The sequence below is a fragment of the Nitratidesulfovibrio sp. 1201_IL3209 genome, from assembly GCF_036763125.1.
Taxonomy (GTDB): domain Bacteria; phylum Desulfobacterota; class Desulfovibrionia; order Desulfovibrionales; family Desulfovibrionaceae; genus Cupidesulfovibrio.
In genome coordinates this window covers 33311-47305 of sequence record NZ_JBAIYT010000018.1, presented here as the reverse complement: position 1 = coordinate 47305, position 13995 = coordinate 33311, and the positions used below count along the sequence as shown (strand labels likewise).

The window sequence follows — 13995 nt, the reverse complement described above, 5'->3', positions numbered from 1 at the left end:
ACCGGAGGAAACACCATGCGCCGCGTCATCCTCACCACGGGCGGAACCGGGGGGCACATCTTCCCGGCGCTGGCCGTGGCCGAGGAGATCACCCGCCGTCATCCCAAGGCCCGCATCCTGTTCCTGGGCGGACAGTACGGGCCGGAAGCCGACCTTGCGGCCCGCGCCGGGCTCGAGTATGTGGGCCTGCCGGTACGCGGGGTGATGGGGCGCGGCCTGCGCGCGGTGGCCGCCGCCGGGGCCATGGCCCTTGGCGTGTGGCGCGCGGTGTCCATGGTGCGCCGGTTCGACCCGGACATCGCCGTGGGCTTCGGCGGCTACGCCGCCTTCGCCGGGGTGCTGGCCGCGCGCCTGTGCGGCAGGCCCGCCGCCATCCACGAGCAGAACGCCATCCCCGGACTGACCAACCGCCTGCTGGGCCACGTGGTGCAGCGGGTGTTCCTGTCCCTGCCGGACACGGCGGGCGTATTCCCCGCGCGGCGCTGCGTGGCCACCGGCAACCCGGTGCGCGCGGCCATCGTTGCGGCGGGGGCGGCAGGGGCGGCCCAGGGTAAGGGGGACGAGGCCCACGGAGGCGGGGACGCCCCGCGTTCCGTCCACTCGCGCCGCCTGCTGGTCATGGGAGGCAGCCTTGGCGCCCGCGCCATCAACGATGCCGTGGTGGCCGCGCTGCCCACCCTGCGCGATGCCGGGGTGGAACTGTGGCACCAGACCGGCACCGCCGACTGGGAGCGGGTGCGCGCGGGCTACAAGCAGGCCGGAATTTCCCAGGCCCGCGTCGAGGCGTTCATCGACGACGTGGCCAGCGCCTACACCTGGGCGGACCTTGTCCTGTGCCGCGCCGGGGCCACCTCCGTGGCCGAACTGGCCGTGGCGGGCAAGCCCTCGGTGCTGGTGCCGTTTCCCTTCGCCACCCACGACCACCAGTTGCACAACGCCCGGCATATTGCCGACGCCGGGGCCGCGCTGGTGGTGGAGCAGAAGGACCTTGCCCCCGGCCCCGACGGCAGGCCCGCCGTGGCGCTGGACCGTGTGCTGGTCGAACTTCTGGCCGACCGCCAGCGCCTGGGACACATGGGCCGCGCTGCCCACGCCATGGGCAGGCCGCAGGCTGCCGCCGCCGTGGTGGACGGCATGGAAGCTATCCTCGCGGGGCACAAGTAGGTTGGAGTTTTTCGTGTGTTCTTTGCGAGGGTGGAGCCGGTTTTTTGTTTGCCTCCGGCGGGCAAGGGGCTCCGCCCCCTGCACCCCCGTTATGGAAGAGTATTTTATTGGTGTAGCAACGTATCGTTCTGGTCTGTGTTGCATTTGACCGAACTGCCCTCTCGAAATGGGGGTGCAGGGGGCGGAGCCGCGCTGCGATCGCCATCCGTAAGACTCGAAGACTCGTCTAACGGCTGCCGTCCTTGCCCGCCGGAGGCGTAAAAAACAGAACCCTGCTTTCGCCAGCGGCCGCAATAACGCGAAAGGCAACATGAAAAACTATGAATAACAACAAGATCAAGAAAATACACATGGTGGGCATCGGCGGCTCGGGCATGAGCGGCATTGCCGAGGTGCTGCTGAACCTGGGCTACGAGGTGTGCGGTTCGGACATGTCCGACGGCACGGTGGTGCGCCGCCTGCGCAAGCTGGGGGCCGAGATCTACATCGGCCACGGCGAGGGCAACCTGACCGACGCGCAGGTGCTGGTGAAGTCCACGGCCATCGGCGACGACAATCCGGAGGTGGCGGCCGCGCGCAAGCGGGGCATTCCCATCATTCCGCGCGCCGAAATGCTGGCCGAGCTGATGCGCCTGCGCACGGGCATCGCCATTGCGGGCACGCACGGCAAGACCACCACCACCTCGCTCACGGCGGCCATCTTCGACGAGGCGGGCACCGACCCCACGGTGATCATCGGCGGCCGCCTGAACGCCTACGGGGCCAACGCCCGCCTGGGCGACGGCGCCTACCTCATCGCCGAGGCGGACGAATCGGACGGCTCGTTCCTGTGCCTGTTCCCCATCGTCACCGTGGTCACCAACGTGGACATGGACCACATGGACCACTACCCCTCGCAGCAGGCCATCGACGACGCCTTCGTGGACTTCATGAACAAGGTGCCGTTCTACGGCATGAACGTGGTCTGCGGCGACGACCCCGGCGTGCGCCGCCTGCTGCCGCGCGTGAAGCGCCCGGTGGTCACCTACGGCTTCGACGAGGGCAACGCCATCCGGGCCGAGGTGCTGGCCTGCGCGGACACCAGCCTGTTCAACGTCATCGTCGACGGCGAGGACATCGGGCAGGTGCGTCTGGCCCAGCCGGGCCGCCACAACATCCTGAACGCCCTGGCCGCCATCGGCGTGGCGCTGGAATGCGACATCGCGCCCGAGAAGATCGTGTCGGGCCTGGCCAGGTTCGGCGGGGTGGGGCGGCGCTTCGAGCGCAAGGGCGAGCGCGACGGCGTGCTGGTGGTGGACGACTACGGTCACCACCCGGCGGAGATCGCGGCCACCCTGGCCACGGCGCGCCAGTGCTTCCCGCACCGGCGGCTGGTGGTGGTGTTCCAGCCGCACCGGTTCACCCGCACCCAGGCCCTGTTCGGCGAGTTCTGCAAGGTGTTCGACGGGGTGGACAAACTGCTGCTGACGGAAATCTACCCCGCGTCGGAAAAGCCCATCCCCGGCGTGAGCGGGCAAAGCCTGGCCCAGGGCATCCGCCAGGTGTCGAAGACCGACGTGACCTACCATCAGGATTTCGATTCCGTGCTGGCGGCGCTGCCCGAAGTGCTGCAACCCGGCGACCTGCTGCTGACGCTGGGCGCGGGCAACGTGACCACCATCGGCCCCCGCTACCTGGAAGGGGAATAGCATGCTCAAGGTTCTCGACGGCCCCGTGCTTGCGCACCGCACCACGCTCCGCCTTGGCGGCAGGGCGCTGGCGGAGGCGCGCGCGGCCGGGCCGGGGGACCTGGACGGCCTGCCCGAAGCGCTGGCGCGCCTTGGCGGCGAGCCGCGCATGCTGGGCTGCGGCAGCAACATTTTGGCCGACGACGGCGAACTGCCCGTGGTGGTGGTGACGCTGGAGGACGGCGGCCCCTTCGACGCCGCGCCGGAAGTGACCGGCGAGACGGAGGACGGCCGCGTGCTGGTGCGCGTGGGCGCGGCGCAACGGCTGCCGCGCCTGGTGTCGCGCCTGTCCGCGTGGGGCCTTTGCGGCATGGAAGGGCTGGCGGGGATACCCGGCGCGGTGGGCGGCGCGGTGGCCATGAACGCCGGTTCCTACGGCTGCGAATGCGGCGCGGCGCTGCATTCCGTCTCGGTGTTCTCGCCCGCGCTGGGCCACGTGACCCTGGGGCGCGAGCGGTTCCGGTACGGGTACCGCCATTTCGAGGTGTTGGACGCCGCGGGCTCGCCGCTGGACGGCTGGTTCCTGGTCACCTCGGCCACCTTTGCTCTTACGCGGTGCGACAGCGCGGTGGTGCATGCGGCCATGCGCGGCAATTACCTGAAGAAGAAAGCGACGCAACCGGTGCTGGCCCACAGTGCGGGGTGCGTGTTCCGCAATCCCTCTACAGATAATCCAGCGGGCAAGTTGCTGGATGCGGCGGGCTTGAAAGGGCACCGCATCGGCGGCATGGCCTTCTCGTCCATGCATGCCAACTTCATGGTCAACGAAGGAAATGGCACTGCAAAAGAGGCTTTCAGTTTATTACAGTTGGCAAGAGTTGCCGTGAGTGAACGTTTCGGAATAGACCTTGAACTTGAAGTGAAGGTCTGGTCATGGCGGTAGCATTGTCGCGTGGAAAGAAAGGCGCGAAGAATGCGTACAGCAGAAAAAGCGTGAAGCCGCAGAAGCCCACGCTGAATCCGGGCAACGGACTGCTCTCGTTCGTCAAGTGGATATTCACCATGCTGCTTTCCGTATCCCTTCTGGTCGGAATAAGCATAGGTTTGCTGTACGTCTACAGATATGCGACCAGTTCTGAATATTTTGCAGTCAAATCTATTGAAGTCTCCGGCAATTTGAGGTTAAGACAGGAGGAAATCCTGGCGTTGGCGGGCGTTGCCCCCGGCTCGAACAGCCTTGCGGTGAACATCGCGGACATGGAGTCGGGCCTGCTGCGCAACCCCTGGATTACGGAAGTATCCGTAAAAAGGTTGCTTCCGGACGGATTTGCGATAAAAGTCGCTGAACGGGAGCCGAAGTTCTGGGTACAGCGCGGAGGAGAGCTTCTCTACGCCGACGAACACGGCAACATCATCGCCCCGGTGGGGGCGGGCCGGTTCACCTCGCTGCCCACGCTGGAAGTGGAGACGGGGGCCGAGGAAGCGCTGGAGCGATTGCCCGAGATAACCGGCGATCTGAAGCGGGCCAGGCTGCCCGTGGACATCGCCCTGGTATCGTGGGTGCGCCTGAGCCCCGGCAAGGGCGTGGAACTGTATCTGGAAAACAGCGACCTGCGGCTCAGCATCGCGCTGGAAGACTGGCGCGAGAACCTCGACAGGCTGGGTAAGGTGCTCGACGACCTTGCCCGTCGGGGCGAACTGAAGCAGGTGCGCGAGGTGAAGGCGGGGGGCGTCAACGTCTGGGTACAGAAGGACGCCGCCCTCGGCGGCTGACCCGGCAGAGCGAAACCGCACGGGCAGCCCCCACGGCACCCGTTCGGCATCGCGTAAACAGGAGTAGCAGATGCCCAAGTCGGATCTGATTGTCGGCCTTGATATCGGTACCACCAAGATCTGCGCGGTCGTGGGCGAAGCCACGCCCGACGGGGTCGATATCGTCGGCATCGGCACCAGTCCCTCCACCGGCCTGCGCAAGGGCGTGGTGGTCAACATCGAGCAGACCGTCCAGTCCATCAAGAAAGCTCTCGAAGAAGCCGAGCTGATGGCCGGCTGCGAAATCCGTTCGGTCTATGCGGGTATCGCGGGCAGCCACATCAAGGGCTTCAACAGTCATGGCGTCATCGCCGTAAAGGGCGGCGAGGTGGGCCCCAAGGACGTCGAACGCGCGCTGGACGCGGCGAAAGCCGTGGCCATTCCGCTGGACCGCGAAGTCATCCACATCCTTCCGCAGGAATACATCGTGGACGACCAGCGCGGCATCGCCGACCCGCTCGGCATGGCGGGCGTGCGGCTCGAGGTCAAGGTGCACATCGTGACGGGCGCCGTGACGTCCGCCCAGAACATCGTGCGTTCCTGCCACAGGAGCGGGCTCGACGTGTCGGACATCGTGCTCGAGGCGCTGGCCTCCAGCAAGGCCGTGCTGACCGAGGAAGAGAGGGAGATTGGCGTCGCCCTCGTGGACCTTGGCGGCGGCACCACCGACATCGCCGTGTTCTCCAACGATTCCATCAAGCACACGGGCGTGCTTGCGCTGGGCGGACAGAACCTGACCAACGACATCGCGTTCGGGTTGCGCACCCCCATGGTCTCGGCCGAAAAGATCAAGGTCAAGTACGGCTGCGCCATGGCCGACCTTGTGCGCAACGACGACCTCATCGAGGTGCCGAGCGTGGGCGGGCGCGATCCGCGCCGCCTGTCGCGCCAGGTGCTTGCCGAAATCTGCGAACCCCGCATGGAGGAAATCCTGTCGCTGGTGGATCAGGAACTCGTCCGCTCCGGCTTCAAGAGCATGATCGGGGCGGGCGTGGTGCTGACCGGCGGCACGGCCCTCATCGACGGGTGCCAGGAACTTGGCGAGCAGATCTTCAACATGCCCACCCGCATCGGCTACCCCCGCAATGTGGGCGGGCTGCGCGACGTGGTGAACAGCCCGAAGTTCGCCACCGCCGTGGGGCTTCTGCGCTACGGCGCCGAAAAGGAGGGCCTCGAGCTCAAGTTCCGCATCCGCGACGGAAACGTGTTCAACCGCGTGCTGTCGCGCATGCGCAAGTGGTTCTCCGACATCTCGTAAACCGTGGGTCCAGCGGACCAGTCATTCGGACAAGGAGAGGCGTATGGAATTTCACGAGATCGATGCCGAAAGCACCGCGAAGATCAAGGTCATCGGTGTCGGCGGCGGCGGCGGCAACGCGGTCCAGAACATGATATCCTCCGCGCTGAAGGGCGTCACCTTCATCGCGGCGAACACCGATATCCAGGCCCTCAGCCGGTCTTCCGCCGAACTCAAGATCCAGCTCGGCGACAAGCTGACCAAGGGCCTCGGCGCGGGCGCCAACCCCGGCATCGGCCGCGACGCCGCCCTTGAAAGCATGGGCGCCATCAAGGACGCCATCGGCGAGGCCGACATGGTCTTCGTCACCGCGGGCATGGGCGGCGGCACCGGCACCGGCGCGGCCCCCGTCATCGCGCAGGCCGCCAAGGAACTGGGCGCGCTGACCGTGGGCGTGGTCACCAAGCCGTTCTTCTTCGAAGGCAAGAAGCGCCTGGAAGCCGCCGAACTCGGCATTTCCGAATTCCGCGAGCACGTGGACAGCCTGATCACCATCCCCAACGACCGCCTGCTCTCCCTGGCCCCCAAGAAGGCCACCTTCGTGGAAATGCTGAAGAAGGCCGACGAAGTGCTGTACTTCGCGGTGAAGGGCATTTCCGACCTGATCATGGTGCCCGGCCTCATCAACCTGGACTTCGCGGACGTGAAGGCGGTGATGGGCGAATCGGGCCTGGCCATGATGGGCGCGGGCATCGCGCGCGGCGAATCGCGCGCCCGCGAGGCCGCCATGAAGGCCATCACCAGCCCGCTGCTGGAAGACGTGTCCATCGACGGCGCGCGCGGCGTGCTCATGAACATCACCTGCGGGCCGGACCTGACCATCGACGAGGTCAGCGAAGCCGCGGGCATCATCCAGGAAGCCGCGCACGAGGACGCGCGCATCTTCTTCGGCACCGTGTTCGACGACGCGGCGGGCGAGGAAATGCGCATCACCGTCATCGCCACCGGCATCGACGCGGGCATCGTGGGCGTGGAAGGCGCGGGCAAGTCGGGCACGGTCACCCCGTTCCGCAAGGGCGGCTCGCTGGCCCAGCCCGCCCCCCGTTCGGCCGCGCAGCCGCGCGCCGAGCAGGTGCAGGCCAAGCCCGCCGCGCAGCAGACGGTCCAGCCGCGCGGCCTGGGCGGCTTCTCGGACGACGACCGCAACATTCCCGCCTACCTGCGCAAGCAGGGCCAGGTGCAGGCCACGGTGAACCGCGTCAACAGCCACGCCCCCGGCGAAGAGGATTTCATCTTCGACGAGGACGAATTCGAGATTCCGTCCTTCATCCGCAAGCAGGCGGACTAGCGGGCGGAAGCTCCACGGCCCGCGCCTCTTCTCCGCGCCGCGCGGAAAGGGCGATGCGGGCCGCCCGGCCCAGCGGAACCGGCGTTGCAAACCGGGGGGGTACGCCGCGGGCGCCGGGTACGCACGCGCCTTGCGTGCACGATACGCACGATAGACCCCGCGCACGGGACGAAGAAGACGCCTCTCCATCCCGGGCACGGTTTACGGGAGGGCCGCCCCCAACGGGGCGGCCTTTTCTCGTTGCGGGGGCTGGATTTTTTCACGGCAGTGGTTACGCTGTATGCCGTGCGTGACTGCCCGGCAAGCCGTGGCCCGGCCGGTTCGACGGCCGCAGCAGGCGGACGGCATGTGGCCGATGTGCCGCACAGCCCGCAAAGGAGACAACCATGCTGACGCAACAACTTTCCGGGGTTCACCCCACCCGCCGTGTCGCGCGGCCTTCACCGGTTCTCCCGCTGCTTCTGCTGATGGCGGCCCTGCTGGCCACCGCCTGCGCCCCGCTTGTCCGGGGGCTGAGCGGCGACGCCGTGGTTTCGTCGTCGCGCCCGCCGGTGCTGGTGCGTCCGGCCGCCGGGTTCACGCTGCTGGGCAGCGGGGCGGCATCGCCCTTGCTGAATACGGAACTGGGGCTGCGCCACGTTGACGTGGGCTGGGCGTTCTACGCCGATGTCACGCGCGAGCGGCAACTGGCCGTGCTGCTGAGCGAGGTGCCCAGCGGCTGGCAGTGGGAACTGGACGTTTCCAGCCCCTGGCGAGAAGTGCGGCGCGACGGATTTGCCACCGGCCCCGCCCGGTTCGCCGGCGCCACCTTCCTGATGCCCGCCTCGGCCGACCCGTTCGCGGCCATGTTGCCCGCGCCTCCGAAGCTGGCCCCTGACGAGGGCGAATGGCGTTGGCTGGTGCGGCGCTACACCCAACTGTCCGACTTCCGCGCCGTGAAGCTGGTGGTGGAATACCGCGAACCCGTGCCTGCGGGCGCGGGCGAGCAACTGGCCGATGCCCTGGACGCCGGGCAGCAGCCCTCGGGACGCGCCGCGGCCCTGCTGGGCGAGTTCGAGGCGCGGTCGCGCGCGGCCTTCTCGGTTGTGGCCTATCCCGAGGGCGGCGTGACGGCAGAGGATTTCGTGTTCGACGCCAGCAGGGTGCACGCGCGCAACCTGGCCGGCATGGCCGGGCGCATGGAGCCCATCCGCAACCTGCCCAGCGACAAGTAACCGCAGGCGGCAACCGGGGCAGGGGCGGCCCGCGCCGTACCCTGCCCCCCGATATGCTCCGGCGTCATTCTCCGGCGTTCTCCGCCGCCGGCCTCCGTCGCCACCGATTCTTTTGCCCCCGTGCGCCTCGCGTGCGCCCGGAACCGCCAGGGGAACCCCATGCCCAAGCTGATCGCCTTCGTCATCGTCCTGCTGCTGGCCGGCTTCGTCTACGCGCTCATGTACCGCAACCCCGTCCGGCGGGGGCTGGCGGGCGACATGCTGGCCTCGTCGGCACGGCCCGCGCTGCTGGTGCGTCCGGCGGCGGGGCTGGCGCCCGCAGGGGCGGGCGTGGCGGACATCGCGCCGGAAACGGCCAGCGCCACCGGCTCGGCCAGGGTGTACTATGCCCTGCACGCCGCGCCGGGCAGGGGCGGCAGTGGTGAACCGGCCCGTCTGGCGGCCCTGCTGGCGGAAGCTTCCAGCGAGTACCGCTGGCCGCTGGACGTGTCGTCGGGCCTGACCGAAGTGCGCACCGCCACCGGCGAACTGGCGGGCATGTCCCTGCGCGCCGCCACCTTCGTGCTGCCGCCGGACAGGGACGCGCTGGCCCCGGCCTTCGGCGACGATCCCGCCCCTTGGCGCTCCGGCGCGCTGGTGCGCAGGTTCACCGGGCTCGCGGAGATGCGCCACGTGAAGATGGTGGTGGAATACCGCGAACCGCTGGGGGGCGCCGGTGAACAGGGAGGGGAGGGCGCGCCCCGCTTCGGCCACCCGGCGGTGCTGGACGACCCGGCCGCGCTGGCGGCCTTCGAGGCGCGGGCGGAACGGGCCTTCCAACTGGAGCGGCCCGGCGGGGACTGGGCCAGGGGCAGGGACATCACCCGGCTGGACGCCGCGCCGGAGCAGGTGAAGCGCCGCGAGATCACCCGCATGCTGGGGATACTCGAGCGCGACAGGGGTGATGACCGCTGACGCGGATAGGGGTGACGAGGGGGGACGGCCGCTGACGCGGACTGGCGGGATGATCGCTGCCGCCTTGCGGAAAGGATGGGGGGCGGAAAAATTTGGCTTGGCGGAGAGCGGAAGGGCTATTCGGCGCGCTTCACGTAGCAGACGATGCGCCCTTCGGCCACGGCCACTCCGGGCGCGGATTCGGACGCGATGCGCACGAAGATGTTGCCGATGCGGTAGCCTTGCAGGCGCACGTCGGCCTCGGCGATGAGGTCGGCGAAGGGCGCGGGGCGCAGGAAGTCCACGCGCATGTCCACGGTGGAGACCATGTCGTTGGGGCCGAAATGGGTCCACAGGGCCACGTTGCCGCAGATGTCGGCCAGGGTGGAGATGACCCCGCCGTGCAGCGCCCCGCGCGACTTGTTGCCCGCGAATTCCTCGCGGAAGGGCAGGCGCAGCCGGGCGTAGCCGGTGCGCACCTCCTCCACCCGGATGCCGAGGTGGCGGTGCCAGTCCACGTGCTGCTCGACGAAGGACACGAGGTCTTCATGGACGGTGCTCACGGGGCCTCCCGGAGGTGTTGGCATGAAAAGAGGGGCGGGGAACATGGCCCCGCCCCTTTGTATATCCGATGTGTGCCGTGCGCGCCACCGGGTGAGGCACGCGCAGCGCCGGTCCGTCAGACGCCGGGCGATCCGCTCAGCGCCGCGCGATCCGCTCAGCGTCGCGCGGCCATGGCCTGCAGGCGGGCGATGCGTTCCTCCATGGGCGGGTGGGTGCTGAACAGGCTGGCCATGCGGGCGCCGCTGAACGGGTTCACGATGAACATGTGCGCGGTGGCCTGGCTGCCGTGCTGCATGGGCACCTTCTGCGACCACGCCTGGAGCTTGGCCAGCGCCCCGGCCAGGTACAACGGGTTGCCGGACAGCGAGGCGCCCGTCTCGTCGGCCAAATACTCGCGCGAGCGCGAGATGGCGAACTGGATCAGCGAGGCGGCGATGGGCGCCACGATGGCCATCATGATGGCCACCAGCGGGCTGGTGCCGCCCTCTTCGTCGTCGCCGCGGCCAAAGCCGAAGATGGCCGCCCACTGCATCATGTTGGCGATGGACACGATGACCGAGGCCAGCACCCCGGCCACGGTCTGCACCAGGATGTCGCGGTTGGCGATGTGGCCGATCTCGTGGGCCAGCACGCCCTTCAGTTCTTCCGGCGAGAGGATGCGCATGATGCCGTGGGTCACCGCCACCACGCCGTGGGCCGGGTCGCGCCCGGTGGCGAAGGCGTTGGGGGCGTCTTCGGGGATGACGCACACGCGCGGCTTGGGAATGCCCGCGCGGGCGGCCAGTTCCTCGACCATGGCGTGCAGCATGGGGGCGTCGTGGGGGGCCACCTCCTGCGCGCCGTACATGGAAAGGACGATCTTGTCGGAATACCAGTAGCTGCCGACGTTCATCACCAGGGCCAGGATCAGTGCGATCATGATGCCCGTCTTGCCGCCCATGGCCCCGCCAAGGACGATGATGATGCCCGAAAGAAGGGCAAGCAGCATGGCGGTCTTGATCTGACTGGTCACGGTCTGTGCTCCTTGCGTGGGTAGGCGCGGGATGGCCCGCACGGTTGGATGTCGGGCGGCTGGTCTGGGAACGGCCGGTGGCCTGGAAACGTCCGGTGGCCGATATGCCCCGGTGGCCGATATGTGTGGACGCGCCGGACCGCATGGCCGCGCGGTGCGTCCTGCCGCCTGCGCAACTATGTAATATCGCAGCGAGAGATGGCAAGGGGGGGCTGCCGCAATGCGCGAAAGGGACTGCGGAAGACGGGGGGCGGCGGCGTCGCGCGGTGCGCGGCGGAGCGGCATGCCGCACCGACATGCCGCGTGGACGCGCGGCAACATCGTCTAGTGGGTGATCATGCCCACCTGCAACATCATGTGGAAGCGGCGCACCATGGCCTGCGGCAGGGGCGATTCCCACATGCCCAGCGCCTGCGCCACGCCCCACGTGGCCAGCAGCGCCAGCACGCACCCGGCGGCGATGGACCACGCGGGCAGGCGGCGCTTGCCGGGCAGGGTCACCGACAGGCAGCCATCCACGGGGCAGGCGGCGATGCATTCGGTGCAGCCCACGCACTCGCCGGACGACACCCGCTCCAGCCGCTGCACGGGCAGGGCGGCCGGGCAGGCGCGCGAGCAGCGCCCGCAGTCCACGCAGGATGCCGCGTCGCGCCGTATCGCCACCGGAGAAAGGCGCGCCAGCAGCGAAAGCAGCGCGCCGTACGGACACAGCACCCGGCACCAGAAGTAGGGCAGCACCAGCGAGCCCGCGCCCAGCACGGCGAACACGGTGAGCGCCGTGGCGCTGGGCGCCAGGAAGAACTGGAGCATCCGGGTGTCCGCCACGAAGTTGTAGGGCGAGAGCAGGAAGCCCTCTATGGATTCCACGTCCATGGACACCACGGAAATCCACGCGAAGCCCGCCAGCAGCAGGTACTTGGGCAGCGAGAGCAGGCGGGACGCGCGCGGCCCGGTGCGCCGGGCGATGCGAAGCCGCGCGCTCAGCCGGGCCAGCAGCGACGACACGAAGCCCACGGGGCAGATGTGCCCGCAGAAGCCCTTGCGCAGCAGCAGGGCCATGCCCAGCACGGCGATGAAGATGAACAGCCCCGCAGGGTGCACCGGGTCCCACTGGCCGGTGAACAGCAGCCGCTTGAAGGCGATCAGCGCGCTGATGGGCAGAAAGCCCTCCACGGAGGGGGGCTTGGGCACGAAATCTTCAGTTTCGCCCATGGCCCAGCGCACGTACAGGAAAAAGTGCCAACCGGCGTACAGCAGGAACAGGGTGTAGGCGGCCTGCACGCCGAAGCGGACGCGGGCGGGGGACAGCAGGCGGGACCGGGAACGCGGCACGGAATGCTCCTTGGGCTGAGGCTGGCGAAACGGGGCCGGATGCCCGCCGTCATCGTGGCCCGTGGCGGCGGAAACGTCCGTGACGTGGGTCACGTGAACCACGCGGGACGTTGCGTCCATGCCAAGCCGGCGGCGGAAACCGCCATGTCTGGCGGGGGCGCGGATTTCGGCCCGCGTCGTCGTCACCCGCCCCTGCGGCATCAACGGCAAACGGACGGGATATGCCTTCCCGTCCGTTGCGTCCACCGGCTTGCGCGCCGGCGTCCCGGAAAGATGCGCGTCTATCCCGCGCGGGTCAGGACCACCCCGGCCACGATGATGCAGGCCGATACGGTGCGCCAGCGGGTCAGGGGTTCCTTCAGCACCACCACCGAGAGGGCGGCGGCGAACAGCACGCTGGTTTCGCGCAGGGTGGCCACCAGAGCGATGGGGGCCAGGGTCATGGCCCAGATGACGATCCAGTACGCCCCCACGGACATGAGGCCCGCCGCCGTGCCGCCGCGCCAGTGGGCGCGCATGGCCGCCAGTCCTTCCCGGCCGCGCCGGGCCAGCAGGATGGTCAGCATGACCAGGCCGTCGAACAGGAACAGCCACACGGTGTAGCCGTGCGGCGATCCGCTGGTGCGTGCGCCGATGCCGTCGGTGATGGTGTAGCTGGCGATGAACAGCGAGGTGCCCAGGGCGAAGGCCAAGGCGCGCAGGTCGGGCCTGGCCTGCGCGCGCCCGCCGCGCAGGGACATGAGCCAGATGCCCGAGGCCAGCAGGCCCACGCCCGTGGCCGCTGACGGCGAGAGCGCCTCTCCGAAGGCGGTGGCCATGACCACGGCCACCACCAGCGGGGCGCTGCCACGGGCGATGGGGTAGACCTGCCCCAGGTCGCCCGTGCGGTAGGCCTGGGCCAGAAACAGCTTGTACCCGGTGTGGAACAGCAGCGAGGTGCCCAGCCACGGCCAGGCCGATGGCGGCGGGGGCGTCACGAAGGGCACGGCCAACAGCGCGGCGGCCGCACCGGACACGGCCACCAGGGTTATGGCCAGAAGGCGGTCCGCGCCCACCTTGACCACCGCGTTCCACCCGGCGTGCAGCATGGCCGCCGAGAGCACGGCGACGAACACCAGCGGTTCCATGGGGGCTCCCGATCACGTGGTCTTGTTGTGCGCGACGTGGCCCGGCTGGTCCGGCATGCCGCGCGGCAGTGTGCGCTCACGCTGTCTTCTACCAACAGCCAAATGCGCCCGCCGTCAAGCGCGCTGAAAGACATTGGTCGAAGCGGCGGGGCGCTTCAGGGGCAAAAGAGAAACCGGAGGGGAGGGCGAAGTCGAACCAGGCTGGGGCAGACCGGACGGAAAACGCGAAACGGACGGCCGGGGCCGTCCGTTTCCTGCGCGCGCCGCAGCCGGGCGTGAGCCTGCCGCAGGCCGCATGCCCGTTGGGCGAAAAACGTGTTCTAGTGGTGGTGCGGATCGTTGGGGGTGGTGCACTTGATGTAGCGCAGACCAATGGCCACGCCGATGATGCCCGCGAAGAACCATGCGAAATCCATGACAGCCTCCTTCTGGTACCCGGCGCGGAACGCGCGCGGGTTGTGCGCAATTTCCCAATCCTCGGTTCGAGGTGTACCGGAAAGAATCAGGAAGTTCAAGGGGCTTACCGCAGGAGGGGGTGATGGGCCGCACGGCATGGGCCGTGGGCCGTCACTGTCCGGCCTGCCG

Annotated in this window: 12 protein-coding genes; 8 read left to right on the top strand and 4 right to left on the bottom strand. The window is 68.7% G+C overall.

Going from position 1 to position 13995, the window contains the following annotated elements:
- Nucleotides 1–15: 15 nt before the first annotated feature.
- The 8 genes from murG to V6B97_RS10000 all read left to right on the top strand — a co-directional run bounded on the left by murG (nt 16) and on the right by V6B97_RS10000 (nt 9396).
- The gene (gene murG, locus V6B97_RS10035) at nt 16–1164 is read left to right on the top strand and encodes an undecaprenyldiphospho-muramoylpentapeptide beta-N-acetylglucosaminyltransferase (RefSeq protein WP_333506370.1); all 1149 of its coding nucleotides are present in this window, start codon (nt 16–18) and stop codon (nt 1162–1164) included.
- Nucleotides 1165–1484: 320 nt separating this feature from the next.
- On the top strand, nt 1485–2852 hold the full coding sequence (gene murC, locus V6B97_RS10030; RefSeq protein ID WP_333506369.1) for a UDP-N-acetylmuramate--L-alanine ligase: 1368 nt from the start codon (nt 1485–1487) through the stop codon (nt 2850–2852).
- Between the two features lies 1 nt (nt 2853).
- Nucleotides 2854–3774, top strand: coding sequence for a UDP-N-acetylmuramate dehydrogenase (gene murB / locus V6B97_RS10025; RefSeq protein WP_333506368.1), 921 nt, complete (start codon nt 2854–2856; stop codon nt 3772–3774).
- Between the two features lie 50 nt (nt 3775–3824).
- Nucleotides 3825–4604, top strand: coding sequence for a cell division protein FtsQ/DivIB (locus V6B97_RS10020; protein ID WP_333506367.1), 780 nt, complete (start codon nt 3825–3827; stop codon nt 4602–4604).
- Between the two features lie 70 nt (nt 4605–4674).
- Nucleotides 4675–5901: a cell division protein FtsA gene (gene ftsA / locus V6B97_RS10015; protein WP_333506366.1), complete on the top strand. Its 1227-nt coding sequence runs from the start codon at nt 4675–4677 to the stop codon at nt 5899–5901.
- A 43-nt stretch (nt 5902–5944) separates the two neighbouring features.
- Nucleotides 5945–7228: a cell division protein FtsZ gene (ftsZ, locus tag V6B97_RS10010; protein WP_333506365.1), complete on the top strand. Its 1284-nt coding sequence runs from the start codon at nt 5945–5947 to the stop codon at nt 7226–7228.
- Between the two features lie 386 nt (nt 7229–7614).
- Nucleotides 7615–8442, top strand: coding sequence for a DUF4851 domain-containing protein (locus V6B97_RS10005; protein WP_333506364.1), 828 nt, complete (start codon nt 7615–7617; stop codon nt 8440–8442).
- 159 nt (nt 8443–8601) lie between these two features.
- Nucleotides 8602–9396, top strand: coding sequence for a DUF4851 domain-containing protein (locus V6B97_RS10000; protein WP_333506363.1), 795 nt, complete (start codon nt 8602–8604; stop codon nt 9394–9396).
- A 116-nt stretch (nt 9397–9512) separates the two neighbouring features.
- Here the strand turns inward: V6B97_RS10000 and V6B97_RS09995 are convergent, their stop codons facing one another.
- The 4 genes from V6B97_RS09995 to V6B97_RS09980 all read right to left on the bottom strand — a co-directional run bounded on the left by V6B97_RS09995 (nt 9513) and on the right by V6B97_RS09980 (nt 13410).
- A complete protein-coding gene (locus V6B97_RS09995; protein ID WP_333506362.1) occupies nt 9513–9938 on the bottom strand; it encodes a PaaI family thioesterase in 426 nt (141 codons plus the stop codon).
- A 155-nt stretch (nt 9939–10093) separates the two neighbouring features.
- Nucleotides 10094–10951 (bottom strand): zinc metalloprotease HtpX, encoded by an 858-nt coding sequence (locus tag V6B97_RS09990; protein ID WP_333506361.1) that lies wholly within the window; start codon nt 10949–10951, stop codon nt 10094–10096.
- Nucleotides 10952–11275: 324 nt separating this feature from the next.
- Complete coding sequence (locus V6B97_RS09985) at nt 11276–12283, bottom strand: 4Fe-4S binding protein (RefSeq protein ID WP_442935478.1); 1008 nt, start codon at nt 12281–12283, stop codon at nt 11276–11278.
- Nucleotides 12284–12564: 281 nt separating this feature from the next.
- Nucleotides 12565–13410 (bottom strand): EamA family transporter, encoded by an 846-nt coding sequence (locus V6B97_RS09980; RefSeq protein ID WP_333506359.1) that lies wholly within the window; start codon nt 13408–13410, stop codon nt 12565–12567.
- Nucleotides 13411–13995 lie beyond the last annotated feature (585 nt).

Bases quoted from the DNA above. Each gene is read 5' to 3' on its own strand.
- murG (WP_333506370.1), top strand. From the start codon at position 16: ATGCGCCGCGTCATCCTCACCACGGGCGGAACCGGGGGGCACATCTTC.
- murC (WP_333506369.1), top strand. From the start codon at position 1,485: ATGAATAACAACAAGATCAAGAAAATACACATGGTGGGCATCGGCGGC.
- murB (WP_333506368.1), top strand. From the start codon at position 2,854: ATGCTCAAGGTTCTCGACGGCCCCGTGCTTGCGCACCGCACCACGCTC.
- ftsA (WP_333506366.1), top strand. From the start codon at position 4,675: ATGCCCAAGTCGGATCTGATTGTCGGCCTTGATATCGGTACCACCAAG.
- ftsZ (WP_333506365.1), top strand. From the start codon at position 5,945: ATGGAATTTCACGAGATCGATGCCGAAAGCACCGCGAAGATCAAGGTC.
- V6B97_RS10005 (WP_333506364.1), top strand. From the start codon at position 7,615: ATGCTGACGCAACAACTTTCCGGGGTTCACCCCACCCGCCGTGTCGCG.
- V6B97_RS10000 (WP_333506363.1), top strand. From the start codon at position 8,602: ATGCCCAAGCTGATCGCCTTCGTCATCGTCCTGCTGCTGGCCGGCTTC.
- V6B97_RS09980 (WP_333506359.1), bottom strand. From the start codon at position 13,410: ATGGAACCGCTGGTGTTCGTCGCCGTGCTCTCGGCGGCCATGCTGCAC.